This window comes from Caballeronia sp. GAFFF1, from assembly GCF_023630705.1.
Taxonomy (GTDB): domain Bacteria; phylum Pseudomonadota; class Gammaproteobacteria; order Burkholderiales; family Burkholderiaceae; genus Caballeronia.
The window spans coordinates 148,443-173,562 of record NZ_JALQEM010000040.1; the positions used below are offsets into that span (position 1 = coordinate 148,443).

The 25,120-nt window shown below is 67.3% G+C and carries 20 protein-coding genes; 16 read left to right on the top strand and 4 right to left on the bottom strand.

Annotation, left to right across the window (positions count from 1 at the left end; translation table 11 throughout):
* Positions 1 to 82: 82 nt before the first annotated feature.
* From chrA to NCR37_RS24920, 4 genes are all read right to left on the bottom strand, one after another.
* Complete coding sequence (chrA, locus tag NCR37_RS24905; protein WP_502800589.1) at positions 83 to 1,258, bottom strand: chromate efflux transporter; 1,176 nt, start codon at positions 1,256 to 1,258, stop codon at positions 83 to 85.
* 144 nt (positions 1,259 to 1,402) lie between these two features.
* Complete coding sequence (locus tag NCR37_RS24910) at positions 1,403 to 1,672, bottom strand: hypothetical protein (protein WP_250475474.1); 270 nt, start codon at positions 1,670 to 1,672, stop codon at positions 1,403 to 1,405.
* Between the two features lie 457 nt (positions 1,673 to 2,129).
* Positions 2,130 to 3,014, bottom strand: a complete 885-nt coding sequence (locus NCR37_RS24915; RefSeq protein ID WP_250475475.1) for an anti-sigma factor family protein — start codon at positions 3,012 to 3,014, stop codon at positions 2,130 to 2,132.
* Positions 3,011 to 3,553 carry an RNA polymerase sigma factor gene (locus NCR37_RS24920; RefSeq protein WP_250475476.1) on the bottom strand — a complete coding sequence of 181 codons (543 nt, stop codon included), beginning with the start codon at positions 3,551 to 3,553 and terminating at the stop codon, positions 3,011 to 3,013. The genes NCR37_RS24915 and NCR37_RS24920 overlap by 4 nt, the downstream gene beginning before the upstream one ends.
* A gap of 168 nt (positions 3,554 to 3,721) precedes the next feature.
* On the opposite strand from NCR37_RS24920, the gene NCR37_RS24925 reads away from it, so the two are divergent.
* The 16 genes from NCR37_RS24925 to tagF all read left to right on the top strand — a co-directional run bounded on the left by NCR37_RS24925 (position 3,722) and on the right by tagF (position 24,945).
* Positions 3,722 to 3,859: a hypothetical protein gene (locus tag NCR37_RS24925; protein ID WP_250475477.1), complete on the top strand. Its 138-nt coding sequence runs from the start codon at positions 3,722 to 3,724 to the stop codon at positions 3,857 to 3,859.
* A gap of 145 nt (positions 3,860 to 4,004) precedes the next feature.
* Entirely contained in the window at positions 4,005 to 4,490 is a 486-nt protein-coding gene (locus tag NCR37_RS24930) for an Hcp family type VI secretion system effector (RefSeq protein WP_250475478.1), read from the top strand.
* 45 nt (positions 4,491 to 4,535) lie between these two features.
* Positions 4,536 to 5,588, top strand: a complete 1,053-nt coding sequence (gene tssA / locus NCR37_RS24935) for a type VI secretion system protein TssA (protein WP_250475479.1) — start codon at positions 4,536 to 4,538, stop codon at positions 5,586 to 5,588.
* A gap of 41 nt (positions 5,589 to 5,629) precedes the next feature.
* Positions 5,630 to 6,160, top strand: a complete 531-nt coding sequence (gene tssB / locus NCR37_RS24940) for a type VI secretion system contractile sheath small subunit (protein ID WP_250475480.1) — start codon at positions 5,630 to 5,632, stop codon at positions 6,158 to 6,160.
* Positions 6,161 to 6,164: 4 nt separating this feature from the next.
* Positions 6,165 to 7,673 (top strand): type VI secretion system contractile sheath large subunit, encoded by a 1,509-nt coding sequence (gene tssC / locus NCR37_RS24945; protein WP_250475481.1) that lies wholly within the window; start codon positions 6,165 to 6,167, stop codon positions 7,671 to 7,673.
* Between the two features lie 37 nt (positions 7,674 to 7,710).
* Positions 7,711 to 8,259 carry a type VI secretion system baseplate subunit TssE gene (tssE, locus tag NCR37_RS24950; RefSeq protein ID WP_250475482.1) on the top strand — a complete coding sequence of 183 codons (549 nt, stop codon included), beginning with the start codon at positions 7,711 to 7,713 and terminating at the stop codon, positions 8,257 to 8,259.
* Positions 8,256 to 10,136 (top strand): type VI secretion system baseplate subunit TssF, encoded by a 1,881-nt coding sequence (gene tssF / locus NCR37_RS24955; protein WP_250475483.1) that lies wholly within the window; start codon positions 8,256 to 8,258, stop codon positions 10,134 to 10,136. The genes tssE and tssF overlap by 4 nt, the downstream gene beginning before the upstream one ends.
* The gene (gene tssG / locus NCR37_RS24960; protein ID WP_250475484.1) at positions 10,121 to 11,155 is read left to right on the top strand and encodes a type VI secretion system baseplate subunit TssG; all 1,035 of its coding nucleotides are present in this window, start codon (positions 10,121 to 10,123) and stop codon (positions 11,153 to 11,155) included. Before tssF ends, tssG begins: the two co-directional genes overlap by 16 nt.
* Entirely contained in the window at positions 11,148 to 13,787 is a 2,640-nt protein-coding gene (gene tssH, locus NCR37_RS24965) for a type VI secretion system ATPase TssH (protein WP_250475485.1), read from the top strand. Before tssG ends, tssH begins: the two co-directional genes overlap by 8 nt.
* 18 nt (positions 13,788 to 13,805) lie before the next feature.
* Positions 13,806 to 14,195 (top strand): DUF4280 domain-containing protein, encoded by a 390-nt coding sequence (locus tag NCR37_RS24970; RefSeq protein ID WP_250475486.1) that lies wholly within the window; start codon positions 13,806 to 13,808, stop codon positions 14,193 to 14,195.
* 19 nt (positions 14,196 to 14,214) lie between these two features.
* The gene (locus NCR37_RS24975; RefSeq protein WP_250475487.1) at positions 14,215 to 16,221 is read left to right on the top strand and encodes a type VI secretion system Vgr family protein; all 2,007 of its coding nucleotides are present in this window, start codon (positions 14,215 to 14,217) and stop codon (positions 16,219 to 16,221) included.
* Between the two features lie 43 nt (positions 16,222 to 16,264).
* A complete protein-coding gene (tagH, locus tag NCR37_RS24980; protein ID WP_250475488.1) occupies positions 16,265 to 18,181 on the top strand; it encodes a type VI secretion system-associated FHA domain protein TagH in 1,917 nt (638 codons plus the stop codon).
* Between the two features lie 11 nt (positions 18,182 to 18,192).
* Positions 18,193 to 19,545, top strand: coding sequence for a type VI secretion system baseplate subunit TssK (gene tssK / locus NCR37_RS24985; RefSeq protein WP_250475489.1), 1,353 nt, complete (start codon positions 18,193 to 18,195; stop codon positions 19,543 to 19,545).
* Positions 19,542 to 20,897: a type VI secretion system protein TssL, long form gene (gene tssL, locus NCR37_RS24990; protein ID WP_250475490.1), complete on the top strand. Its 1,356-nt coding sequence runs from the start codon at positions 19,542 to 19,544 to the stop codon at positions 20,895 to 20,897. Before tssK ends, tssL begins: the two co-directional genes overlap by 4 nt.
* Before the next feature lie 35 nt (positions 20,898 to 20,932).
* Complete coding sequence (gene tssM, locus NCR37_RS24995; RefSeq protein ID WP_250475491.1) at positions 20,933 to 24,373, top strand: type VI secretion system membrane subunit TssM; 3,441 nt, start codon at positions 20,933 to 20,935, stop codon at positions 24,371 to 24,373.
* Entirely contained in the window at positions 24,373 to 24,945 is a 573-nt protein-coding gene (gene tagF, locus NCR37_RS25000; RefSeq protein ID WP_250475492.1) for a type VI secretion system-associated protein TagF, read from the top strand. The genes tssM and tagF overlap by 1 nt, the downstream gene beginning before the upstream one ends.
* Positions 24,946 to 25,120 lie beyond the last annotated feature (175 nt).

A 25,120-nucleotide genomic window follows, 5' to 3' on the forward strand; every position in this document is an offset into this window, starting at 1 on the left:
GGGCAGCAGAACGCACGGCACATAGCCTCTTGAAAGGACCACGGCCGCGTTGCGAGCCTTCCAGCAAACCCGGTATCTGATTTCAATGCAGAACGGCTTGCGCTATTCCCGCAAGCGCGCAGCCAATCACCACGACGAGTGGCGGAACTTTCCAGCGTACCAACAGGAAAAAGCCGATGACAGCGATTGCAAAGTCGGACGCCGTGCGCACGGCGCTGATCCAGACCGGCGAGTAGAGCGCTGTCGCGAGCAATCCGACAACGGCCGCATTGACTCCCGACAACATGGCAGCCATCGACGGCCGGGCCTGCAGCGCTTGCCAGTACGGCAAGGCTGCGAGCACGAGCATGAGACCGGGAAGGAAGATGCCGGCGGTCGCGAGCAGCGCTCCCCACGCGTGATGGCCTGTCCCGCTCATGGTCCAGCCGAGAAATGCAGCGAAAGTGAATAGCGGACCCGGAACCGCCTGCGCGGCGCCGTATCCCGCGAGAAAGTCGTTCGACGATACCCAGCCCGTCGCCACGGTTTCCCGCTGAAGAAGCGGAAGGACGACGTGACCACCGCCGAAGACGAGCGCGCCCGAACGGTAGAACGCATCGAACATCTGGAGTGAGTGCGTCGGATCCGTCGCCATCAAGACCGGAAGTCCGAAAAGGAGAACACAGAACAGAGCGAGCGCGATGGCGCCAGCCGCGCGCGGCACACGAAACGCTTGAGCGTGTTCATGCGTGGCAGCGAGGCTTCCCGCCGTGGCCTTGCGGCACAGCGCGATGCCGAGCAGTGCGCCCGTCGCGATGACGATAAGCTGCGCGTACACCGTGGTCAGGGCGGCGAGGATTGCGATGGTAGCGAGCGCAATGCCTGCCCGGCGATGATCGGGACACAGGCGGCGCGCCATATCCCACACGGCTTGCGCAACGACCGCAACGGCGACGAGCTTGAGCCCGTGAATCAGGCCGCTGCCCACCGGCCCGCCGAGCGATGGGGCAAGGATCGCGAAACCGATCATCAGCGCGACAGACGGCAGCGTGAATCCGCACCACGCTGCGATCCCGCCGAGCCAGCCCGCCCGCAGCAAGCCGATGGAGAAGCCCGCCTGGCTGCTGGCCGGTCCGGGGAGAAATTGGCAGAGACCGATGAGATCGGTGAAGGTCTCGTCGTTGAGCCAGCGGCGCCGCTCGACGAACTCGCGGCGGAAATAGCCGATGTGCGCGACCGGTCCGCCGAACGACGTCAGCCCGAGCTTCAGGAAGACCATAAGCACCTCGAGTGCCGAGCCTGCCCGGTTCCGGCTGGGCGTTAGCATGTTCGCTTCCATCGTGGCCTTTCGATCATGGATTGCAACGAGCGCGACGCGAGGGACTGCGCGGCGGAAGCGGTCCTGGGAAACGGGGCGACGCGTTCATGCACTTCGTGATTGCCGGGGGCGCTGCGCCGCATCTGGCCGTGGTTGCGCGATCGCAGGCCGCGCTGAATAGCGTAAGGCATGTGCGGAAAGTTGAATGAGGCTCGCGGAGTGATTCTCGACCAGCGCTTCCTTTTCGCATAGGCATTGAGACATGAGCGAATCGTCGTCCATAAAGTAAGTCATAGGACCATCGCCGTGTGCCAGAACATAGCATCCGGCGCACAGCACGATCAGAAACAAGATGCCGATGATGACGCGTGTCATCGCAGTCCTCCCGTGGCGGTTCGATTGCACAATTGCGCGATCCGACTGTAAAGCGCCTCAGCGCACGACCAGAAGATAGGACCAACGCGCGCATTGAAACAGTCGCTATTAGCGGGGTGGGCTATACCCGCAACAGGAGGGACGGGACGTGTCGAGCGACTTTGCGCACTGAAGCGGGCGCAAGCGCTTGGGGACCATAGAAGGCGTTGGCGTCCGTCGCACGGGCCCGACAAGTGGCGAGAGCGTTCGACGGTGAGATCAGCGACCGTTGTTGGCGTCAGAGGTGACTAGCCGGCTGTCTCGTCGGAGCTTAATTGGCGGCACGGACTGCCCGAGGTCTGCGCAGTCTGCATGGGCTTTCGCATCGCCGCATAGGATCACGACGCGTTCGCCGGATCGACGCGGCCGCAATGCTGCGCGCGCGGCCGCCGCCATTCTCTAAGACGCACAGTCCGCGTCATGTCGCCGTACGGCGACAGTTCTGCGCAGCATCGTCGCACGGCGCCGCGCGGCTGGCCTGCGGCGCGTCTTCGGCAGACTGGCCGTACAGTTCCGCCACCTTGCCGCTCGCGATGCCTTGCCCGAGCTTCTGCAAATCGAGCGACGTATCCTTCGCGAGCAGCACGTAAGCGAGGCGGTTGCTGCGCCATGTCACGGTCTTCATTTCGCCAACTTGCTGGGTACGAACGGGCTCATCGCTCTTCGCTTCTTCGATCACGCAAAGCGCGACCGGATCGCCGCGTTCAGGCAGATAGACCATTTGGATGAGCGGCCGGTCGTGATAATTGAGCCGCTGCACGCGCTTGAACTTCAGTCCCGCCTGCCGCAAGTCAGGCACGTTCACCGGCATGCCATCGCGCTGATGAATGTCCGCGAGAACCTGCTCGGTGCTCACCTTGTCTTCGCGAATGTTCGCAACGGTATCGCGTCCGTATAGCACCTGATAATCCGCGACGCTGCGCACCCACGGATCGACGCCCGGCTTCAGCGGATTCATGCCCCCGAGATAACCCGTCAGCACGCCGGAGCAGATGGCGCCCGCGACGAATGCAGCGGCTGCCCATTGCATCGGAAAGCGTCCATTCGCGCGGGCAGGACGGCGCTTTTGCGCGGTGGTCACGCTGACGAGTTCGTCGATGCGGCGCGTCAGACTCTCGGGCACCGGCGGCACCGGACGGCGTTCGTATGCGGCGCGATACGGAAGCACGGACGCCTGCAGCGCGGCGACACGGCCCGCCAGATCGTCCGAATGCGCGATGGCCGCTTCGACTTCCGCGCGTTGCTCCGGCGCGAGTTCCCCGTCGACATAGGCCATCAGCAGTGTGTCGTCGACATTCATCATAAGGATTCTCCTTTTTGTCCTTTCTGTGCCGCAGCCGGCGCCTGCACGCCGAATTGCTGACCAATCGTCAGCCGAGCGCGAGAAAGCCGGCTCATGACCGTGCCGATGGGTACGTCCAGCACGTCGGCGGCCTCCCGATAGCTCAGACCTTCGATCGCCACCAGCACCATGACGACGCGCTGCGCTTCGGGCAACGCTTCGACCGCGTTGAATACCTGGCGGTGCATCAAATCGACTTCCGGGTTATGCCCGCCAGGATCGGCCAACGACTCGATTTCCTCGTCCTGCCAGTCCATGCTGCCGCGGCTGCGTATCGACCGGGAGCGCAACTCGTTCATCCACGTCGAATGGACGATCGAGAAGAGCCAGCTCAGCGTCGACGTGCCCGGCTGTAACTGATTGCGCCGCTCCAGCGCCCGCACGCAAGCTCGCTGGACGAGGTCCTCGGCGTCGTGCTGGTTCTGCGTGAGCCTGAGCGCGAAGCGCCACAGGCGCGGCAGCAGTGTCGGCAGGACGGCGGGCAGGTCGTCGTCGTTCATCGGGGCAGCTCCTGGTGTCGGCGCGCTCATGATTGATAACACCCGAGCGGCCCGCTTATTCCAGTTCTTTTTCGATTTTTTATGCGGAATAAGCCGGCGAGTCCGGTTGTTTTCGGGTCACTGCTCGCGCAACGAAGCGCACTCGAAAGAACGAATAGGAGACAGATCATGGCGACCCTCCTCGACCAGGCCCGAACGGTCATGCGAAAGGCGTATGTCGAACGCACACGTTTTCCTAGCATAGTCGGTCCGGCACGCATGCAGGGACTCTTTACGGAGACCATCGGCGAACAAGTCGCCATTTGACCTGATTCGATGCTTTCCCGATGTGGAGGAAAGCATGGCAAGTAGTTAGGAAAACGAAGCAAGGACGACGCATCGACCCCTCTCGCGCTCAAACGACGCGATTTCACCGTGCCGTAACACGCACATTCATTATCTGGAGACTGACATGGCTGTAGACATTTTCATGAAGCTCGGCGACATCAAGGGCGAATCACAAGACTCGGTTCACAAGGAAGAGATCGAAGTCCTGAGCTGGTCGTGGGGCTGCGTGCAGACCGGAACCACGCACAGCGGCACGGGCGGCGGGACGGGGACGGCATCGGTGCAGGACCTTTCGTTCAGCAAGTATCTCGACAAGAGTTCGCCGACCATCGCGCAAGCCTGCTGTCAAGGCAAGCACATGCCCGAGGTCGTGCTGACCATGCGCAAGGCGGGCGGAAAAGAGCCGGTCGAGTACATGAAGGTCACGCTCAACGAAGTGATCATCAGCAGTTACTCGGTGGGCATGGGCGGCGGCGACCAGGGCATGGACAGCATCACGCTGAACTTCGCCAAGTTCAAGGTCGAATATCAGCCGCAAGACAACAACGGCGCGAAGAAGGGCGGGGTCGTGACCGGCAAGTGGAACGTCCCCGAGAACAAGTCGGAGTGACGTACGAGCACGCCGCCGTAACCTTCAACGCATCGGGACATCGACATGAATCACGCCGATATCGCTGGCTGGCTCACCGACATCGCGCCGCACGCGCCCTGCGGCGACGACGAGGAATACAGCGCCGACTTTCGCGCGCTCGAAGAGGCGGTGGCGGGCAAGCCCGATGCGCAATACGGCGGCGTCATGATCGCGGCGACGCCGCCCGACTGGGCGCTCGCGCTCTCGCTTGCGACGACGCTCTTTGCGCGCACGCGTGACTTGCGGGTGGCCGTGCATTACACGCAGGCGAGCACTTCACGCGACGGCTTCGAAGGACTCGCGCGCGGCCTCGCGTTGATCGAAGGCTTGCTCGATTCGCAATGGGGCAGCGTCCACCCTCAGCTCGACGATGCCGATGGCGACCCCACCGCGCGAGTCAATGCGCTTGCGGCGCTGCTCGATGCTGCAGGGATTGCCGGCGCGTTGCGCGATGTGCCGTTCGTCGCGCCGCGCGGTCATCGCGCGTTTGCACTGCGTGACCTCGAAATGATGGCGGGCGAGTTGCCGCTCGCGGAGGGTTGCGAGATGCCGAGCATGGCGACCATCGACGCCGCATTCGCGCTCGCGGGCGCCGAGGCTGCTCAGGACGCATGCGATGCGCTGGCGTCGGCGCGGACTTCGCTTCTGCGAATCGAGTCGCTGCTGACCGAGCGCGTCGGCCCGGCGCGTGCGCTGGATTTCGGCGCATTGGCAAGGCCGCTTGCCCGCATCGACGAGTTCGTCGCGGCTCGCGTTGCGGCGCTCGATCCACAGGTGATGCAACGGGGCGGTGCGATGGAGACCGACAGCAGTGAAGAGGGCAGCCATTCCGGATCGGCGGCGCATGAGCCGGCCATGCCCGGGATCGCCATGGCCCCGCGCATTGCCAACGCAAGCGACGTGATCGACACGCTCGATGCCATCTGCGCGTACTACGCGGAGAACGAGCCGTCGAGCCCGCTGCCGGTACTGCTGCAGCGCGCGCGAAGGCTCGTTGGCAAGAGCTTCATCGAGATCATCGAGGACGTCGCGCCGGATGGCGCGCATCAGTTCAGGCATCTGGGCGGCGTCGAATGAGTAACCCAGTTATCTAGTTAGATATCCGAAGGAAATACATCATGGCTAAGGAAAGCAGTCAGAAGTTCATCGCGCGCAATCGAGCGCCGCGTGTGCAGATCGAATACGACGTCGAAGTCTACGGCTCGGAGAAGAAGGTGAACCTGCCCTTCGTGATGGGCGTGCTCGCGGATCTCTCCGGCCAGCCGGCCGAGGCGCTGCCGAGCGTCGCGGAACGCAAGTTCCTCGAAATCGACGTGGACAACTTCGATGAACGCCTGCGCTCGGTCAGGCCGCGCGTGGCGGTTCAGGTGCCCTACACGCTGACGGGCGAAGGCAACGTGGCCGTGGACCTGACGTTCGAGTCGATGGACGACTTCACGCCCGCCGCGATCGCGCGCAAGGTCGAGCCGCTTCGGCAGTTGCTGGAGGCGCGCACGCAGTTGGCGAACCTCCTCACGTACATGGACGGCAAGACCGGTGCTGAAGCGCTCATCGCGCGTCTGCTGGAAGAACCGGCGCTCATGCGGGCGTTGTCCGCCGAGCCGCACCCGGACGCAACCCCGACCAACGCGCCCAACCACGGAGCATGACGCGATGAACGATCTCAGCATCCACCCGCAGGCCGCGACGGACGTCGCGTACGGACAGGCCGCGCCCGAAGTGAGCGACTTCTCCGCGCTTCTGCAAAAGGAGTTCAAGCCGAAGTCGGAGCGGGCCCGCGAAGCCGTTGAAAACGCGGTGCGCACGCTCGCCGAACAGGCACTGCGCGACACGCAGGTCATTTCCGGCGATGTCCTCGCGACCATCGAGGCGCTCATCGCGCAGATCGATCAGGCGCTCACGGCGCAGATCAATTTGATCCTGCACAGCGAAGCTTTCCAGAAAGTGGAGAGCGCGTGGCGCGGCCTGCACTACCTTGTGAACAGCACGGAGACGGATGAGTCCCTCAAGATTCGCGTGCTGAACATCTCGAAGCCCGAGTTGCACAAGACGCTCAAGAAGTATCGCGGTGTCGCGTGGGACCAGAGCCCGCTCTTCAAGAAGCTCTATGAGGAAGAATACGGCCAGTTCGGCGGCGAGCCGTACGGCGCGCTTGTCGCGGATTACTACTTCGATCACAGCGGGCCGGACGTGGATTTGCTCACGCAAATGGCGAAAATCGCCGCGGCAGCGCACGCGCCGTTCATCGCGGGGGCGGACCCCGCTGCGCTGCTTATGGAGTCGTGGCAGGAGCTTGCCAATCCGCGCGACCTGACGAAAATCTTTCAGACGCCGGAGCATGCTGCATGGCGCTCGCTGCGCGACTCGGAAGACTCGCGCTATATCGGTCTCGCCATGCCGCGCTTTCTCGCGCGAGCGCCGTATGGCGCGAAGACCGACCCGGTCGAAGCGTTCGATTTCGAGGAAGACACCGCCGGCGCGAACAGCAGCCATTACGTGTGGGCGAACGCATCGTATGCGATGGCGGCGAACATCACGCGCTCTTTCAAGACCTACGGCTGGTGCTCGCGCATTCGCGGCGTGGAATCGGGCGGCGCGGTGGAAGGGCTGCCCGTGCATGCGTTTCCGACGGACGATGGCGGCGTCGACATGAAGTGCCCGACCGAGATCGCGATCAGCGACCGGCGCGAGGCGGAACTCGCGAAAAGCGGCTTCATGCCGCTCGTGCACAAGAAGAACTCGGACTTCGCCGCGTTCATCGGCGCGCAATCGCTGCACAAGCCCGCCGAATACGAAGACGCCGACGCCACCGCGAACGCCAATCTCGCCGCGCGCCTGCCGTATCTCTTCGCGTGTTCGCGCTTTGCGCACTATCTGAAGTGCATCGTGCGCGACAAGCTCGGTTCGTTCAAGGAGCGCGACGACATGGAGCGCTGGCTGCAGAACTGGATTCTGCAATACGTCGATGGCGACCCTGCGCATTCGTCCGACGACACGAAGGCGCGCAAGCCGCTCGCGGATGCGCAGGTCGTCGTCGAGGAAGTGGAGGGCAATCCGGGCTACTACACGTCGAAGTTCTTCCTGCGTCCGCATTATCAGCTCGAAGGCCTGACGGTGTCGCTGCGGCTCGTCTCCAAGCTGCCGACCGCCAAGACCGCGTAACGCGCGCATCCCTGACCACGACGAGAGGAACCCGCCCATGTCCGATCCGACCACGCGCGACCGCCTGCAACCGTCGCTGCTCGACCGCCTGACCGATCACGAACCGCACGCGCGAACCGAACCGCGCGAGCGTCGCGTGATGTCGTCCCGGGCGCTGCGCGAGAGCGTGCGGCGCGACATCGGCTGGCTGTTGAACGCGAGCGGTCTTGCCGCCCGCATCGATACGGCGGGTTTCCCTCACGTGGCGACGTCCGTCCTCAACTATGGGCTGCCGGATCTTGCCGGATGCAACGTCGCAGCGCTCACGCCGGGCGCGGTCGAGCGGCTGATCCGCGATGCGCTGTGGGCCTTCGAGCCGCGGCTCGCACGCGAATCGGTGCGCGTCACCGTGATCGACGACGCGAAGAACACGGCGCGCGGCCACGTGATCTGCTTCGAGATCGAAGCGCAGATGTGGTCGCGGCCGTATCCCGAGCGGCTGTATCTGCGCACGGAGCTGGATCTCGAAGCAGGCGAAGCGCGCATAGCGGACGCCGCGCCCGCGCGTAGTGTCCACGGCGAAACGGGCGCGGAGGTGCAGGCATGAACCCGGCATTCCTCAAGTACTACAGCCAGGAGTTGCGGCATCTGCGCGAAATGGGCGGCGAGTTCGCCGCCGCGTTTCCGAAGGTCGCGGGCCGGCTCGCGCTCGACGGCCTGGAATGCGCGGACCCGTATGTGGAGCGGCTGCTGGAAGGCTTCAGCTTTCTCGCGGCGCGCGTGCAGATGAAGCTCGACGCCGAGTTTCCGCGTTTTACGCAGCATCTGCTGGAGATGACGTATCCGCACTATCTGGCGCCCACGCCTTCGATGACCGTCGTGCAGTTAATGGCGGATCACGCGAACCCGCAACTCGCGGCGAGCGCCCATGGCGTCGCGGTGCCGCGTCATACCGTGCTGCGAAGCATGCTCGACGCGTCGTCGTCGACGCGCTGCGAGTTCCGCACCGCGCACGCGGTCACGCTTTGGCCGGTCGAAATCGCGCAGGCGAAGTTCGTGACGCAAGGCGCTTCGGCGAGCGCGAAGGTCGCATCGAGGGCCGCGCTGCGCCTGCGGCTGCGCGCGACAGGCACGCTCGGCTTCGACCGCCTCGCGCTCGACCGTCTCGTAGTGCATCTGCGCGGCGCGGACGGCCTCGCGCTGCGCATTCACGAGCGGCTGCTTGCCGGTTGCACGGGCGTCGCCGTCGTGCAGCCGGGCAAGAACGGCGCGGCCGATACGACGCTCGCCTTGCTGCCGAAGACCGCGCTGCGCCCGCTCGGATTCGCCGAAGACGAGGCGCTGTTGCCGGTCAGTCAGCAATCGTTCGATGGCTACCGCCTCTTGCAGGAGTACTTCGCCTTCGCGCCGCGCTTTCTGTTCGTCGAGATTGCGGGCTTGCGCGACGCTTTGCGCCACTGCCGCGAACGCGAAGTCGAAATCGCCGTCCTGCTCGATCAGGCCGATGCGTCGCTGGAACGCACCGTCGATGCAGCGCATTTCGCGCTCAACTGCACGCCCGCGATCAACCTGTTCCGCCGCCGCACCGACCGCATCGCGCTCACGCATACGGACTTCGAATACCACGTCGTGGTCGATCGCACGCGGCCGATGGACTACGAGATCCACCATATCGAGGACGTGACCGGCTACGGCTCGGGCGCACAGGCGCAGCGGCCATTCAGGCCGTTCTACTGCGCGAAGGACCTCGACGCGCCGGGCGAGGGCGGCGCGTTCTACCAACTGCGCCGCGAGGCGCGGCGCGCGTCGGTGCGCCAGCAGCGCGACGGCGCGCGCAGCGGCTATCTCGGCAGCGAGGCGTTCATCGCGCTCGTGGATGCAGCGAGCGCCCCGCTCGACGGCGACATGCGGCAACTCGGCATCACAGCGTGGTGCACGAACCGCGATCTGCCGCTTTCCATGCCGCTCGGCGCGGGCACGACCGACTTCACGCTCGACGCCGAAGCTCCCGTCACCGCCGTGCGCTGCGTCGCCGGCCCGAGCCGTCCGTTGCCGTCGTTCGCGCAAGGACCGGCGGCGTGGCGGCTGCTCGATCATCTGTCGCTCAACTATGCGTCGCTGGTCGATCACGACGCACAAGAGGGCGCGCGGGCGCTGCGCGAAATGGTCGCGCTCTACTGCCCGGCCGACGACGCGGCGGCGCAGCGGCAAATCGAGGGATTGCGCTCGGTGTCGTCGGAGCCGGTCGTGCGCCGCCTGCCGTCGCCGGGGCCGATCGTGTTCGGCCGTGGCCTCGCCGTCACGCTGAATTTCGACGATGCCGCGTTCGAAGGCGCGAGCGCGTTCCTGCTCGGCGCGGTGCTCGCGCAGTTCATGGCGCAGTACGTGTCGATCAATTCGTTCGCCGAGACCACCGTCGCGACGCTCGCGCGCGGTTCCATCATGCGCTGGCCGCACAGGAGCGGACGATGCCCGACGCTCTGAGTCTCGACGACGTGCTCACCCGCGACGCCCGCCGCTTCGACTTCTTTCAGGCGCTGCGGCTCATCGAACAGATGAACGCCACGCGGCCGCGCCTCGGCCGTTCGGCGAGCCCTCACGACGACGCGGTACGCCTCTCGCAGGAGCCCGAACTGATTTTTCATCCGACGACGCTTGGCGGCTACACGGCGGGCGAAGGCGGCGAGCCGGGGCGCCTTGCGGTGAATTTCCTCGGCCTGCTCGGCCCGAACGGACCGCTGCCGACGCATCTCACCGCGTATGTCCGCGAACGCGCGCGCAACGCGAACGACCCGACGCTCGCGCGCTTTCTCGATGTCTTTCATCACCGGATGCTCTCGCTGTTCTACCGCGCGTGGGCCGACGCGCAGCCGGTCGTGAGCGCCGACCGTCCGCAGGAAGACCGCATTGCGGATTACGTCGGCAGCTTGTTCGGCCTCGGCGCGCCGGGCATGCAGAACCGCGACGCCGTGCCGGACCACGCGCGCCGCCATTTTGCGGGCGTGCTCGCCGCGCCGACGCGCCACGCGGGCGGCCTGCGGCTGATTCTCGCGCGCTTTTTCGGCGTGCCCGTCGCCATCGAGCCGTGGCGCGGCCACTGGATCGCGCTGCCCGCCGATTCGCTCGCGCGGCTGGGCGTTGCGCGGCTCGGCGTGTCGGCCGTGGCCGGCACGCGCGTATGGGACTGCCAGCACAAGTTCCGCATCGTGATCGGGCCGCTTTGCTACGCCGATTTCCTGCGCTTCCTGCCGGGCGGCGCAAGCCTTCGCAAGCTGCGCGACTGGGTGCAGAGCTACGTGCGCGACCCGCTCGACTGGGACGTCGCATTGCATCTGAAGCGCGACGAAGTGCCCGCGCTTCGCCTCGCGAGCACGCCGAAGGGCGGCGCGCGCCTTGGCTGGACGACGTGGCTCACGAGCGGCGCGCCGGTCCATGACAACCATCGGGTCGTGATTGCGCGAAATGCGCGTACGAGCCACATCGAGGAGACACTCCATGACTGAAATCAGCCGCCAGGCCCTGTTCGGCAAACTGCATCCCGTTGGGTATCGCGCGATAGAGAACGGCACCGCGTTCTGCAAGCTGCGCGGCAATCCGTATGTCGAACTGGCGCACTGGGTTCATCAGATCCTGCTCGCGCCGGATTCCGACCTGCAACGGCTCGCGCGCGCGTTCGAACTGGACGAAACGCGGCTCGCCCGCGACCTGACCGCGGCGCTCGACCGCCTGCCGCGCGGCGCGAGCTCGGTATCGGATATCTCGGCGCAGGTGGACGAAGCGGTGGAGCGCGGCTGGGTCTTCGGCTCGCTGATGTTCGGCGCGACGACCGTGCGCACCGGGCACCTCGTCATCGGCATGTTGCGCACGCCGAACCTGCGCAATGCGCTTTTCGCGCTCTCGCGCGAGTTCGAGAAGATCGGCTTCGACGCGCTTTCGGCGCGCTTCGACACGCTGCTCGACGGTTCGCCCGAAGCGAGTATCGGGAACGCGGCGCATGTCGAATCCGCCGATGCCGCCGCGCCGCTCGCCACGCCGCTCGCCGCGCACGAGGCGCTCGACCGCTACACCGTCGATCTGACCGCGCAGGCGCGCGAAGGCAAGCTCGACCCCATCGTCGGACGCGACGCGGAAATCCGCCAGGTCATCGATATCCTGATGCGCCGCCGCCAGAACAACCCGATCCTGACCGGCGAAGCGGGCGTCGGCAAAACCGCGGTCGTGGAGGGCTTCGCGCAGCGCATCGTCGCGGGCGAGGTGCCGCCCGCGCTGCGAAACGCCATCGTCCGCACGCTCGATATCGGCTTGCTGCAAGCGGGCGCGAGCGTGAAGGGCGAGTTCGAGAACCGGCTCCGGCAAGTGATCGACGAGGTTCAGGCGTCGGCCACGCCCGTGATCCTGTTCATCGACGAAGCGCATACGCTCGTCGGCGCGGGCGGCGCGGCCGGCACCGGCGACGCGGCCAATCTGCTCAAGCCCGCGCTCGCCCGCGGCACGCTGCGCACCATCGCTGCGACCACATGGGTGGAATACAAGAAGCACATCGAGAAGGACCCGGCGCTCACGCGGCGCTTCCAGGCGGTGAAGGTGCCGGAGCCGTCGGAGGCCAATGCCATCGCGATGATGCGCGGCCTCGCGCGCAAGATGGAGCAGCATCACGGCGTACAGGTGCTCGACGAGGCGCTGGAGGCCGCCGTGAAGCTGTCGCATCGCTATATTCCTGCGCGGCAGTTGCCCGACAAGGCCGTGAGCCTGCTCGATACCGCGTGCGCGCGCGTCGCGGTGAGCCAGCAGGCGCTGCCGCCCGCCATCGACGATGCGAAGCGCCGCATCGAAGCGTGGCGGCTGGAAAGCGGAATCGCGGCGCGCGAGGCGGCGCTCGGCATCGCGTCGGCGGATGAGTCGAGAGCACGCAGCGCGGATATCGCCGCGAGGCTCGACAGCGAAGAAGCGCGCCTCGGTACGCTCACCGCGCGCTGGGAAGCGGAACGCGCGCTCGTTTCGCGGATTCTCGCGGCGCGCGCGGAGATAGATGAACGCGGCGCAGCGTCGACGGAAGCGCTCGCGAACTTGCGCGAACTCACGGGCCAGCTCGCCATCGAGCAGGGCGAAGCGCCGCTCGTGTTGCCCGCTGTGGACGCGCATGCCATCGCATCGGTCGTGCAGGACTGGACCGGCATCCCGGTCGGCCGCATGGTCCGCGACGAAGTCAGGAGCGTGCTCGACCTCGCCTCGGCGCTCAACCGGCGCATCGTCGGCCAGCAGCACGCAATGCAGATGATCGCGCGCCGCGTGCAGACCTCGCGCGCAGGACTCGACAATCCGGAGAAGCCGGTCGGCGTCTTCATGCTCGCGGGCACCTCGGGCGTCGGCAAGACGGAGACGGCGCTCGCGCTCGCTGAGTCGCTTTATGGCGGCGAGCAAAACGTCATCACCGTGAACATGAGCGAGTATCAGGAAGCGCATACCGTTTCGCTGCTCAAGGGTTCGCCGCCTGGCTACGTCGGCTACGGCGAGGGCGGCGTGCTGACGGAAGCGGTGCGGCGTCGTCCATACAGCGTCGTGTTGCTGGACGAGTTCGAAAAAGCGCACCCGGACGTGCACAAGCTCTTTTTTCAGGTCTTCGACAAAGGCCGCATGGAAGACGGCGAGGGCCGCGAGATCGACTTCAGCAACACGCTGATCCTGCTCACGACGAACGTCGGCACCGAACTCATGACGCAGCTTTGCGCGGGGCGGCAGCATGCGCCGCCGCCCGACGAGATCGCCGAGGCGCTGCGCGCGCCGCTCGTCGACGTGTTTCCGCCCGCGCTGCTCGGCCGCGTCACGGTGATTCCCTATTACCCGCTCGACGACGCGATGCTCGACGCGATCATCCGCCTGCAACTCGCGCGCATCGGGCGGCGCATCGAGGCGCGGTATCGCGTCGGCTTCGCGTATGACGACGCGGTCACGCGCGAGATCGCACGCCGTTGCACCGAGCTTCAGAGCGGCGGACGCATGATCGACGCGATTCTGACCAACACGGTCCTGCCGCGCGTGAGCACCGAATTTTTGAGCCGCCTCGCCGATGGACGCAGCGTCGCGAAGGTGGCGATCGGCGTATGCGATGGCGAACTCACCTACGCGTTCGACTGAATCGGAAAGGAGCCTGCGATGCCTCAACAAGTCAGCATGGGCGCGACGCTTCAGTGCTCGTTCGGCATGGCGCCGTCGACGCTCGTCGTGCTGCCGAAGAACCGCGTGCTGTGCGAAGGGCCGCCCGCCGCGAACATCATGGATCACATACCGCTCGTGAACATCATGCCGTTCGGCATGTGCAACGCGCCCGCGAATCCGGCCGTGCAGGCAGCGACCGCCGCCGCATTCGGCACGCCGACGCCCGCGCCCTGCGTGCCCGCCACCGCGCAGCCGTGGACGCCCGGCGCGATCACCGTGCAGATCGCTCATGCGCCGTCGCTCGACAACGTGTCGGTGTGCCCGTGCAACTGGGGCGGCGTCGTCACCGTGGCCGATCCCGCCACGCGCAAGACCGAGCTTCCCTGAGATAACCAACGAGACCGTGATGACGCTCACCGACACTCACCGCATTGCCCGCGTGACCTGCGCGCTCGGCGCCGACGCCTTCGTGTTCTACCGGATGCGCGGCCACGAAGCACTCGGCCGCCTCGCGCAGTGGGACATCGAACTGCTCGCGGACGACTCGAACGCCGATATCGCGAAACTGCTCGGCCAGGACTTCTCGCTATCCGTCGAGATTCCGGGCGGCGGCACGCGCGAATTCAATGGCATCGTCACCGCTTTCGAACTGGCGCGGCCAGCCAGCACGAAGCCCAACCGTCCCGCGCTCTTCCGGGCGACGGTGCGGCCGCGCCTGTGGCTGCTCACGCGTGCCTCGCATTGCCGCTTCTTCTACAAGATGACGACGCCGGACATCATCGCGCAGGTGCTCGGGGACTATCACATCGACTTCGAGAACAAGTGCACGGCTTCGTATCCGAGCCTCGAACACTGCGCGCAGTACCGCGAGACGGACTTCGATTTCGTGAGCCGGCTTGCGGAGCGCGAGGGCATCTACTACTACGTGCGGCATCACGGCGGCAAACACACGCTGATTCTCACGGATTCGCCGCACGTTCACGAAGCGATTCCGCACTACGGTGAGCTTCCGTTTCGTCCGGCAAAGACCGCGCCGCGCGAGCATGAATGGATCTATGCGTGGCATGCAGGCGCGCAGGTGCAGGCGGGTATCGCCGAAGTGAACGACTACGACTTCGAGAAGCCGTCGCAGAGCGAGCAGCAAGGGCTCGTTGCGCGAGCGAGACGCAGCGAGCCGTTCGACTCCGCGCTCTACACGATGCAGGAACACGCCGTCGGCTATACGCGCGCCGAGGACGCCGAACGGCGCGCGCGCGTGCACGCGGAAGCGCATCAGGCGGGCAATGCCTGCGTGAGCGCGCGCGCGACGGTGCGCGGCATCTGGCCGGGCGGTCTCATTAGGCTCGCCGATCATCCGCTGGCTTCGCACAATGGCGAGTATCTGATCGTGTCGGCGGACTATTCGATTAATTCGGACGACTATGTATCGACGCTGGACAACGCAACCATAGCGCATGTCTTCGATTGCGCGTTTCGCGCGCTGCCCCGCGACGCGGGCTTTCGTCCCGAGCGCATCACGCGCCGCGCGACGGTCGCGGGGCCGCAGACCGCGCGCGTCGTCGGACCGGCCGGCGAAGAGATTCATACGGACAAGTACGGCCGCATCAAAGTGCAGTTTCATTGGGAGCAGCTCGCCAGCCAGACGTCGCGCGACTCGCTGCAACGCTGCTGGGTGCGCGTCGCGCAGCCGTGGGCCGGCAAGAGCTACGGCGCGTTCTTTCTGCCGCGCATCGGGCAGGAAGTGCTCGTGCATTTCATCGAGGGCGATCCGGATCAGCCGCTCGTGATCGGCAGCGTCTACAACGCCGCGCAGACGACGCCCTACGCGCTTCCTTCGAAGATGGCGCGCACGACCATCAAGACGAATTCGACCAAGGGCGGCAACGGCTTCAACGAAATCCGCTTCGACGATACGAAGGATCACGAGCAACTGTTCTTTCACGCCGAGCGGGACATGGAGACGTGGGTGGGGCACGACGCGCTCGAACGCATCGGCAACGAGCGGCATGTGATCGTGGAAAGCCACGATTTCGCGCGCTGCGGCGGCAATCGCAGCGATGCGGTCAAAGGCAGTCACAGCGAGCAGATCGGCGGTAAGTGCTCGCTGGAAGTCGGCGGCGACACGCATTCGAAAACGGCAGGGAATTTTGCGTTGGGGGTGGGTGTTAACGTCGACATCAAGGGCGGTGCAAACGTGACTATCGAAGCGGGCGCGACGCTTACGCTCAAGGCGGGCGGCAACACCATCGTGCTCGGGCCGTCCGGCATCGCGATCAATGCGGCGGGGCCCATCACGATCGACGGCGCGACGGTGCAGATCAACTGCGGCGGCGCGGGCGCGGCGGCAGGCGCGGCGAGCGCATCGCCCGATGCGCCGGCTGATCCGCGGGAAGCCGACGACGGTTCCCGATGAGCGCTGCTTCCGCCGCTTCACTCATGCACGCGCAGGAGACGCCATGCACATCACGCTCGCAGTCAGGACGTACCAGGGCGAGCCGCCGCAGACGCCGGGTACGCCGCTCGTCTGCCGACTCGACGCAGCGGGCGGGACCATCGGGCGCGGTCCGGGCAACACGATGGTGCTGCCTGATGCGGCAAAGACCGTCTCCCGCGTGCAGGCGCGCATCGACTGGACGGGCGAGGGCTGGCGGTTCGCGGATCTCGGCAGCAATCCGAGCCGGCTCAATGGCCGCGTGCTGGCAAGCGGCCAGACGGCGCGTCTTGCGAAGGGCGATTGCATCGAAGCGGGGGCGTACCGGCTGGAGGTGTCGTCGCTGGATGACGACGCGCAAGCGTCCCACGCACCCTTAGCCGTCCTCGATTACGCGCATGTCGCGGGGGCGGGCGGTCATCGGGCGAATGGGCGCGGGCTCGAGCCGGCGTTCGCGCTCGGTGCGGCCGCTAATGAATGTGTCGTGGCGGCTCGTGACGCTGCGGCGAACCGCTTGGATGGCAATGGTACGCGCGAGCCGTGCGCTGCTGCTGGCAGTGCGTTCGCTAGAGAGCCGTTCCTCGCGCCGATGAGCGATTCGCCGGCTGCCGACGCTCGGGCCGCGATGCGGACGGTCGAAGAACGCGCGGTGCCCGGAAAGGCGACTGATACGCAAGCCGCGGCGCGCCCTGCGCTTGCCGACGACGACATCGCGCACTGGCATGCATCGGGCGACGAGTCGCGCTTGCGCTCTGGTGGTGCTCCGGCGGGTGCGTTCGCAGGCAGCGGCATCGCCGATTCGCATGCCTTCGCCCACGATCCGCTTGCACGGGCAGCGGTATTGTTCGCGGCGCCGTTGCCGGCTGCGCAATTCGATCCGCTCGGCGGCCCGCTTCCCGATCTTTGCACGCCGGCACGCGCCGATGGCCGCGCGCCGTTTGCGGGTTCCGCCAGCGACCACGTCCCGCCCGAGCAGTTCGCGTACACGCCGGGTTGGGCTCCGGTTGCCGGGCTCAACGGCGGGATTCCGCTCGACTACGATCCGCTCGGCGATGTAGCGTTTGCGGCAGGAGCGCCGGCAGCCGCGCGCGCCGCCGATAGCGGGACTGCCGCGACGCGCCCGGCCGGCGCCGAGAACATCGACGCGAGCCCGCAAAGTCGGGCGGCAAGCAGTCCGCTGACTACCGCAGCGCAGAGTGCCGCCACGAACGCTCTCTTCGACACCGCCCCGAGCGCCAACGCCGTCGCAACATCGCGTCCGTGCGCGCAAGCAATCGCCGACGCCGCGGTGCAATCCGCCGCCGCCGAGAGGGACAACGCGAACCCGCCCGCCGACCTCACCCTCGCCGCGCTCCTCGACGGCCTGAGCGTCGACGCGAGCGTCCTGCGCGGTCGCGCTGCTCCCGAGTTCGCGCGCATCGCCGGATCGATGCTGCGCACCGCGATACGCGGCACGGTGAACGTCATGCTCTCGCGCTCGGTGATGAAGCGCGGCATGGGCGTCGATACGACGATGCTCGTGCCGCGCGGCAACAACCCGCTCAAGTTCTTCCCGGATGGCGACAGCGCGCTCGCGCACATGCTGCGCGGCGCGGGCGCGGGCTATCTCGCGGGCGATGACGCGCTCGAAGGCGCATTCGACGACATCCGCCGACACGAGCTCGCCGTGCTCGCGGGCATGCGCGCCGCCATGCAGCATCTGCTGCGCCGCTTCGACCCCGATGTCATCGCAGGCGAGAGAGCGTCGCGCGGCTGGCTCGACTGGCTGCCCGGACGCCGCAAGGCGCAACAGTGGGACCGCCTCGCCGCGCTGCATCGCGAACTCATGCGCGCGAGCGCCGACGACCTCGCGGCGCTGTGCGGCAACGCCTTCTACGACGCCTACGAGCGGCACGCAGACGGGTCGCCCGAACGCGCGCCGCACGCTTCCTCACACGCATAGCGAGATCGACGATGTCCGCCAACAACAAGGTGATCTGGTCCGAAGGCATGCTGCTCCAGCCGCAGCATCTGCAACAGCACGACCGCTATGTGCGCGCCCAGCTCGACGCGCGCTGCGCGGCGCTGCGGCCCTACGCGTACGGCTTCTCGGAACTGGCCGTCGATGGCGAGCAACTGAAGCTCGGCCGTATCGTGCTCACGTCTTGCGCGGGCGTGTTGCCCGACGGCACGCCGTTTCGCCTGCCCGCCGACGACGACCTGCCCCTGCCGCTCGCCGTCCCCGAAGACGCGCGCGATCTGACTGTCGTGCTGGCGCTGCCTGTCGCGCGTCAGGGCGTGCCCGAGGCGACGTTCGGCGGCGAGACGGCGGCCGGACCGGGGCGCGAGGGCTTCGCGCGGCATCGCATCGCGGAAACGGAAGTGCTCGACAGCAACGAGGGCGCAACGGGCGCGGCGCTCGTGCAAGTCGGCAAGCTGCAACTGCGCCTCGCGTTCGAACAGGACGTGGCGCACGCGCATAGCGCGCTCGGCGTCGCGCGCATTGTCGAGCGCCGCGCGGACAACAGCATCGTGCTCGACGCGGCCTACATTCCGCCGTGCCTCGACTATCGCGTATCGCGCCGCCTGTGCGCGTTCGTCGATGAACTGGTCGGCCTCATGCACCAGCGCGCCGATGCGCTCGCCGCCCGCCTCGCGCAGCCCGCCGCCACGGGCGCGGCCGAAATCGCGGACTTCCTGCTGCTGCAAGTGCTCAATCGCGCCGAGCCGCTCTTTGCGGCGCTCGCGTCGACCACCGGCCTGCATCCGCACGACCTGCATCACCATGCGCTGCAACTGGCGGGCGAACTGGCGACCTTCACCGCGCCGGGCAAGCGGCCGGCGCCGTTTCCGGTCTATCGGCACGAGTGGCTCGATGCCGTCTTCACGCCGCTCGCCGATGCGCTGCGCGCGGCGCTCAGCGCCGTGATGGACCCGCATGCGGTGCCCATCGAGTTGGAGGAGCGCAAATATGGGCTGCGCGTCGCCATCGTGCCGGATCGCGATCTGTTTCGAAGTGCGAACTTCGTGCTCGCGGTCAAGGCCGATCTCGCGCCCGCCGCGCTTCTCAACGGCTTCGCGCAGCAGGCGAAGCTCGGGCCGGTCGAGCGCATTCGCGATCTCGTCAATCTTCAGTTGCCCGGCATCGGCTTGCGGGCATTGCCGGTCGCGCCGCGCCAGTTGCCGTTTCACGCGGGCTTCACGTATTTCGAACTGGACCGCGGCAGCGACCTGTGGAAGCAGTTCGCGGGATCGGCCGGTGTCGCGCTGCATGTCGCGGGCGACTTTCCCGGTCTCGAACTCGAATTTTGGGCGATACGCCCATGAACGAGCACGCCGCTGACCTCTCCGATGCCTCGAAGGAACCGACCGTGAATGCGCGAACCTTGCCCGATGCCGGCTTCGATCCGGACGAAACTATCCTGATTCCACAGCCGGGCGGCCGGCGTGTCGCGCCGGCGGATGATCGGTTGCAGACAGCGCCTCGCGGGGAACCATCGGCGCTCCTCGTCGCAACGGGCCTGAACCCGCTCGTCCGCGCAGCCGGTCCGCTGCTGGAACTCGCCGTGCCTTTGCGCACGCGACACGCAATGGCGGATATCGAAGTCCTGCGCGCGGAACTCGTCCGGATGGTGCCTCAGTTCGAACGCGATGCGCGCGCAAGCGGCATCGGCACCGAACGGCTCGCGGCGGCGCGCTATTGCCTGTGCACCTGCATCGACGAAGCCATTTCGGGCACGCCGTGGGGCAGCGGCGTGTGGGGCAGCCGCAGCCTGCTCGTGACGTTTCACAACGAAGCGTCCGGCGGCGAACGCTTCTTCCTGATTCTGCGGACGCTCGCGCAGGACCCGTCGCGCAACATCGACGTGCTCGAACTGCTGTATGTGATCCTTTCGCTGGGGTTCGAAGGCCGTTACCGGCTGATCGACGGCGGCCGCAATCAACTCGAATCGGTCCGCGAGCGGCTTGCGCGCATGATCCGCGCGGAGCGTGGCGCATGCGAAGCCGAACTGTCGCCGCACTGGCGGCCCGTCGAGCGCGCCCGGCCGCCGCTCGTGCAGCGCGTGCCCCTGTGGGTGTACGTGGCGATGGCGGGCGTCGTGGCCGCCGCCACGCATGTCGCGCTGGCGGTCGGCCTCAACCGGACATCCGACCCGCTCTTCGACGCGATGAACCGCATTCGCGTCGCGGCGCCGCAGACGCCGCCAGTGGTCGCTGCCGCGCCGATGCGCGCCGCCGCCGCGTCGCTCTCGACATTTCTCGCGCCCGAGATTCGGCAAGGGCTCGTCAGCGTGCGCGAGGGCGCGGACCGCTCCATCGTCACGATCAACGGCGACAACCTGTTCGCATCGGGCAGCGCGACGCTCGACCCCGCATACGAATCGCTGATCGCGTGCATCGCGGATGCGCTCAGGAGCGTGCCGGGCAAGGTCGTCGTGACCGGGCACACCGACGATCAGCGGCTCTTGTCCACGCGCTATCCGTCCAACTGGCACTTGTCGCAGGCGCGCGCCGAGAGCGTGCAGGCGATGCTCGCCGCGATCACCGGCACGCCCGCGCGCTTCACCGCCGAAGGCCGCGGCGACGCGGAACCGCTCGCGCCCAACGACACGCTCGCGGGCCGCGCGAAGAACCGCCGCGTCGAGATCACGTTGCTGGCGCCGGGCGCGTCGTCGTGATGCGCGCATCGACAGTTGAGAATCAGGAGACACCGATGAAGAAGATCGCAGGCTCGATGAAAACGCCGCAATGGATCACGCTTGCGGGCGTGGCCGCGCTTGTCCTGTTCGTCTGGTTCGAGGGGCCGCTTTTCGCGTATGCCGGACGCGCGCCGCTCGAGACGCAGAAGAGCCGTTTCATTGCGATGGCCGCGATCGCCGCGGCGTGCGTCGTCGCATGGGGCGCGCGGCTCGCGGCGGCGCGCTACCTAAACCGGCGATTCCTGAGCGGTGTCGGAGGCGAGAGCGGCGGCGAGCAGGCGCAGCCGGCGTCGACCGGGGAACTCGCCGTCCTGCGCGAGCGGTTCGACGAGGCGCTCGCGACGCTGCGGCAAGCGCGCATGAAAGGCGCGAACGGCCGGCAATGGCTTTATCAGCTGCCGTGGTACATGTTCATCGGCGCGCCGGGCACGGGCAAGACCACGGCGCTTTCGCACTCGGGCCTGCGCTTTCCGCTGCGCGACAAGCTGGGCGGCGACGCCATCGGCGGGATCGGCGGAACGCGGCATTGCGACTGGTGGTTCACGGACGACGCCGTGCTCCTCGATACGGCAGGCCGCTTCACCACGCAGGACAGCGACCCGCACGCCGATCAGTCCGCGTGGACCGGGTTTCTGCACCTGCTGCGCAAGTACCGGCCGCGCCGGCCGCTCAACGGCGTCATCGTCACGCTGTCGGCGGCGGATCTCATCCGTCAGGACGATGCCGACCGCGACGCGCACGTTCGCGCCATCCGAAGCCGCCTGAAGGAACTGAACGAGCGGCTCGGCATGCGCTTTCCGGTCTATGTCGTGGTCACGAAATGCGATCTCGTCGCGGGTTTCACCGAGTTCTTCGACGATCTCGGCGAGAAGGAGCGCGCGCAAGTGTGGGGCATCACGTTCCCGCTCGACGAAAACGGCACATCGGCGGGCGCGCAGCAATCGCTCGCCGTCTTTCCCGCCGAGTTCGATGCGCTCGGGGCGCGGCTGCGCGCACGCGTGATAGAGCGCATGCAGCGCGAAACGGACACGACGCGGCGCGCGCGCATCCACGGCTTTCCGCAGCAGTTCGCGGGACTGGAGCCGGCACTCGCGCGCTTTCTCGGCGATACGTTCCACGGCACGCGCTTTGAGGCGTCGCCGCTCTTGCGCGGCGTCTATTTCACGAGCGGCACACAGCACGGCAGGCCCATCGACCGGGCGATCAGCGCGCTCGCGCAGTCGCTCGGGGGAGCGCGCGACGCCGCTTCGGCGCGCGACGCCTCCGGCCGCGCGTATTTCATCGAACGGCTGCTGAAGGACGTGGTGTTCGCGGAAGCCGGCCTCGCGGGCGTCAACGCACGGCTCGAAGGGCGTCGCGCGTGGCTGCGGCGCGGCGCGCTCGCGATCGTCGGCGTGTCGCTCGCGCTCGCGCTGGCGGGCATGGCGGTGAGCTATCAGCGCAACCGCGCGTTCGTCGCGGAGTTCGCGCGGCAGACGGAGCACGTTCGGCAACTGGCGCGCGATGCGAACGCGAGCAGCGACCCGCTCGCCGCGCTGCCCCTGCTCGACGCGGCGCGCGCGCTGCCCGGCGGTTACGCGGATGCCGGCAAGCCGGTGCCCTGGCTCACGCGGCTCTGGCTGTATCAGGGCGACAAGCTCGGACAGGAAGCGCGCGTGACGTATCGCCGGCTGCTCGACCAGACCTTGCTGCCGCTCGTCGTCGGCAAGCTGACGCTCGAATTGCGCGACAGCGGCAACGGCAACGGCAACGGCAACGACGCGCCGGGCGCAGCCGAGTATCGCTACGACGCGTTGCGCACCTATCTTATGCTCGGCGACCCGCATCATTACGACGCGAACGCGGTGCGCGCGCACATGCTCGCCGCGCTTTCGCGCAACGCGGATGCCGGGCAAAAAAGCGCGCTCGATACGCATCTCGCCGCGCTCTTCGACAAAGCGCGCTTCGATCCGTCGCTGCCGCTCGACGACGCGCTCGTCAAGGATGCGCGCGCCCGTCTCACGGAACTGCCGCTGTCGCAGCGCGTGGGCAATCGCGTGGATCGCGAACTGGCCCAAGCGAGTCTCGCGGCGTTCAGCGCGAGCGCCGCCGCCGGGCCGAAAGCGCCGCTTCTGCTGCAACGGGCGAGCGGGGCGTCGCTGACCGGCGGCGTCGCGGGCGCCTACACGCGGGCGGGCTACGCGGCTTATCGGCGCGTGCGAGACACCGCGCTCGCCGACGTCGCGGGCGACGCATGGGTGCTCGGGCGGGACGATCTGCCGCAAACCGCCGACGGCCTCGCGACGTTGCGCGCGGCGCTCGACCAGCGTTATTTCGACGCGTATATCCGCGCGTGGGACGCCCTGCTGGACGACATGACCGCGACGCCCGCTACGAGTCTCGCGGACAGCGCGCGCATTGCCAACGAACTGTCCGCCCCGGATTCGCCGCTCGCCCGGCTCGTCGTCGCGGCGGCGCGGGAAACGACGCTTGGCGGCGCGGCTGCGGCGACCGCCGTCGATGACCACTTCGACGCGCTGCATCGGCTGGCGGGCAAGCCGGGCGATCCAGCCGCGCTGGAGCGCGCGTTCGCGCCGCTGAAAGACGCCGCCGTCTATCTCGACGCCGCCGACGCCGCGCGCCGGCTTGGACAAGCCGCGCCCGCCGGCGATGCGCTCGGCAAGCTGCGGCTTGCCGGCCAGACGAGCGCCGCGCCGCTGACGGGCGTGGTGGCGTCGGTTGCGGCGGCGGGCGCGTCGCTCGTCGAGGGCGGCGAGCGCGCGCGTCTGGTCGCGCAGTGGAACGCGGGCGTCGGGCCGCTTTGCCACAAGGCGCTCGACGGCCGGTATCCGCTCGTGCGCGCGTCCACGCGCGACGCCGCCGCCGATGATTTCGCCAGGCTCTTTGCGCCGGGCGGTCTCATCGACGACTTCTTTCAGAAGAACCTCGCCGCGCTCGTCGATACGAGCAAGCCGGTCTGGCAATGGCGCGCGGGCGCGACGCCGGCTGGTTTGCCGCGTGATGCGCTCGCGCAGTTCCAGCGCGCGGCGCAGATCCGCGATGCATTTTTCGGCGACGGCAGCCGCACTGTCGCCATGCGCTTTCGCGTGAAGGCGCTCGCGCTGGATGCGTCCGTCGCGCGCCTGAATCTGGATGTCGACGGACAGCAGTTCGCCGTCAGCGCCGATGGCGCGCAGTCGGCGCTGCTCCAATGGCCGGGCAACAAAAGCACGGGCCGCGCGAGCGCCCAGTTCGATCCGCCTTCGGGCGACGCATCGTTTCAGGCGAGCGGTCCGTGGGCGCTGCTGCATCTGCTCGATGCAGGCAGGCTCGACGCGACGCGCGAACCGGATCGTTATACGCTGACCCTGCAAGCTGCGGGGCGGAAGGCTGTGCTGGAACTCGATGCGGCGAGCGTCGTCAATCCGTTCCGGCGCGCGCCGCTCGAACAGTTCCGCTGTCCGGATCTGCTGTGATGCGCGCGCTGGGCACCGCCGGATGCTTCGGCAAACTGCGCAGCAATGGCGACTTCGTGAGGCGGCGTCTTCCGTCATCGTTTGTCGAGCCGTGGGACGTCATGCTGCAAGCGGGCCTGCTCGCGAGCCGCGACGCGCTCGGTCCGGCCTGGCTCGATGCTTATCTGACCGCGCCGCTCTGGTGCTTCGCGCTGGGCGGCGCGGTGCTCGGCAGCGTGGCGTGGGCGGGCGTGCTAATGCCGAGCGTCGATCGCGCGGGCCGGCATTTCCCGTTGACGATCGCCGCGCCTATTGCCGCCGATGCTTGTGCCGACTGGATGCCGCATTCCGGTGGCTGGTTTGCCCGATGCCGCGTACTGGCGCTCACTACGCTGATGCCGCACGCGCGCCTCGCCGATTTCGACGCGGAGTTGAGCGCGCTTTCGAATGCGAGCGACGAGGGCGAAGCGCCGCCGAGGATGGCGGGAGCGAAGGGCCGGTGCGTCTGGTGGCACGAAGGGGATGTGCGCGCGGCGGCCGGTCTGCCCGACGCCGCTTTCGTCGCCGCGCTATTCGACGGCGGCGCTTTCTGATCGCCATTCGCGCAGGCCGTGACATGGTCGCGTGGTCTGTGCGGCATGCGGCCGGCCAGTTCGACTGGCACTTTCCACGTTGATGTTGGTCGCGCTTTCGGATGCGTGCGAGAAAGGCGATGCGCCGCCGCGCTTGGCAGGCGGAGAAGGCGTGTGCGTGCGGTACGGGGTCGCC

Excerpts from the sequence above, each read along its gene's own strand:
- tssG (WP_250475484.1), top strand. The coding sequence starts at position 10,121 with ATGCCCGACGCTCTGAGTCTCGACGACGTGCTCACCCGCGACGCCCGC.
- NCR37_RS24920 (WP_250475476.1), bottom strand. The coding sequence starts at position 3,553 with ATGAACGACGACGACCTGCCCGCCGTCCTGCCGACACTGCTGCCGCGC.
- tagH (WP_250475488.1), top strand. The coding sequence starts at position 16,265 with ATGCACATCACGCTCGCAGTCAGGACGTACCAGGGCGAGCCGCCGCAG.
- tssK (WP_250475489.1), top strand. The coding sequence starts at position 18,193 with ATGTCCGCCAACAACAAGGTGATCTGGTCCGAAGGCATGCTGCTCCAG.
- NCR37_RS24915 (WP_250475475.1), bottom strand. The coding sequence starts at position 3,014 with ATGATGAATGTCGACGACACACTGCTGATGGCCTATGTCGACGGGGAA.
- tssC (WP_250475481.1), top strand. The coding sequence starts at position 6,165 with ATGAACGATCTCAGCATCCACCCGCAGGCCGCGACGGACGTCGCGTAC.
- tagF (WP_250475492.1), top strand. The coding sequence starts at position 24,373 with ATGCGCGCGCTGGGCACCGCCGGATGCTTCGGCAAACTGCGCAGCAAT.
- NCR37_RS24910 (WP_250475474.1), bottom strand. The coding sequence starts at position 1,672 with ATGACACGCGTCATCATCGGCATCTTGTTTCTGATCGTGCTGTGCGCC.
- tssA (WP_250475479.1), top strand. The coding sequence starts at position 4,536 with ATGAATCACGCCGATATCGCTGGCTGGCTCACCGACATCGCGCCGCAC.
- tssL (WP_250475490.1), top strand. The coding sequence starts at position 19,542 with ATGAACGAGCACGCCGCTGACCTCTCCGATGCCTCGAAGGAACCGACC.
- tssB (WP_250475480.1), top strand. The coding sequence starts at position 5,630 with ATGGCTAAGGAAAGCAGTCAGAAGTTCATCGCGCGCAATCGAGCGCCG.
- chrA (WP_502800589.1), bottom strand. The coding sequence starts at position 1,258 with ATGGTCTTCCTGAAGCTCGGGCTGACGTCGTTCGGCGGACCGGTCGCG.
- tssM (WP_250475491.1), top strand. The coding sequence starts at position 20,933 with ATGAAGAAGATCGCAGGCTCGATGAAAACGCCGCAATGGATCACGCTT.
- tssF (WP_250475483.1), top strand. The coding sequence starts at position 8,256 with ATGAACCCGGCATTCCTCAAGTACTACAGCCAGGAGTTGCGGCATCTG.
- NCR37_RS24925 (WP_250475477.1), top strand. The coding sequence starts at position 3,722 with ATGGCGACCCTCCTCGACCAGGCCCGAACGGTCATGCGAAAGGCGTAT.
- NCR37_RS24930 (WP_250475478.1), top strand. The coding sequence starts at position 4,005 with ATGGCTGTAGACATTTTCATGAAGCTCGGCGACATCAAGGGCGAATCA.
- NCR37_RS24975 (WP_250475487.1), top strand. The coding sequence starts at position 14,215 with ATGACGCTCACCGACACTCACCGCATTGCCCGCGTGACCTGCGCGCTC.
- tssH (WP_250475485.1), top strand. The coding sequence starts at position 11,148 with ATGACTGAAATCAGCCGCCAGGCCCTGTTCGGCAAACTGCATCCCGTT.
- tssE (WP_250475482.1), top strand. The coding sequence starts at position 7,711 with ATGTCCGATCCGACCACGCGCGACCGCCTGCAACCGTCGCTGCTCGAC.
- NCR37_RS24970 (WP_250475486.1), top strand. The coding sequence starts at position 13,806 with ATGCCTCAACAAGTCAGCATGGGCGCGACGCTTCAGTGCTCGTTCGGC.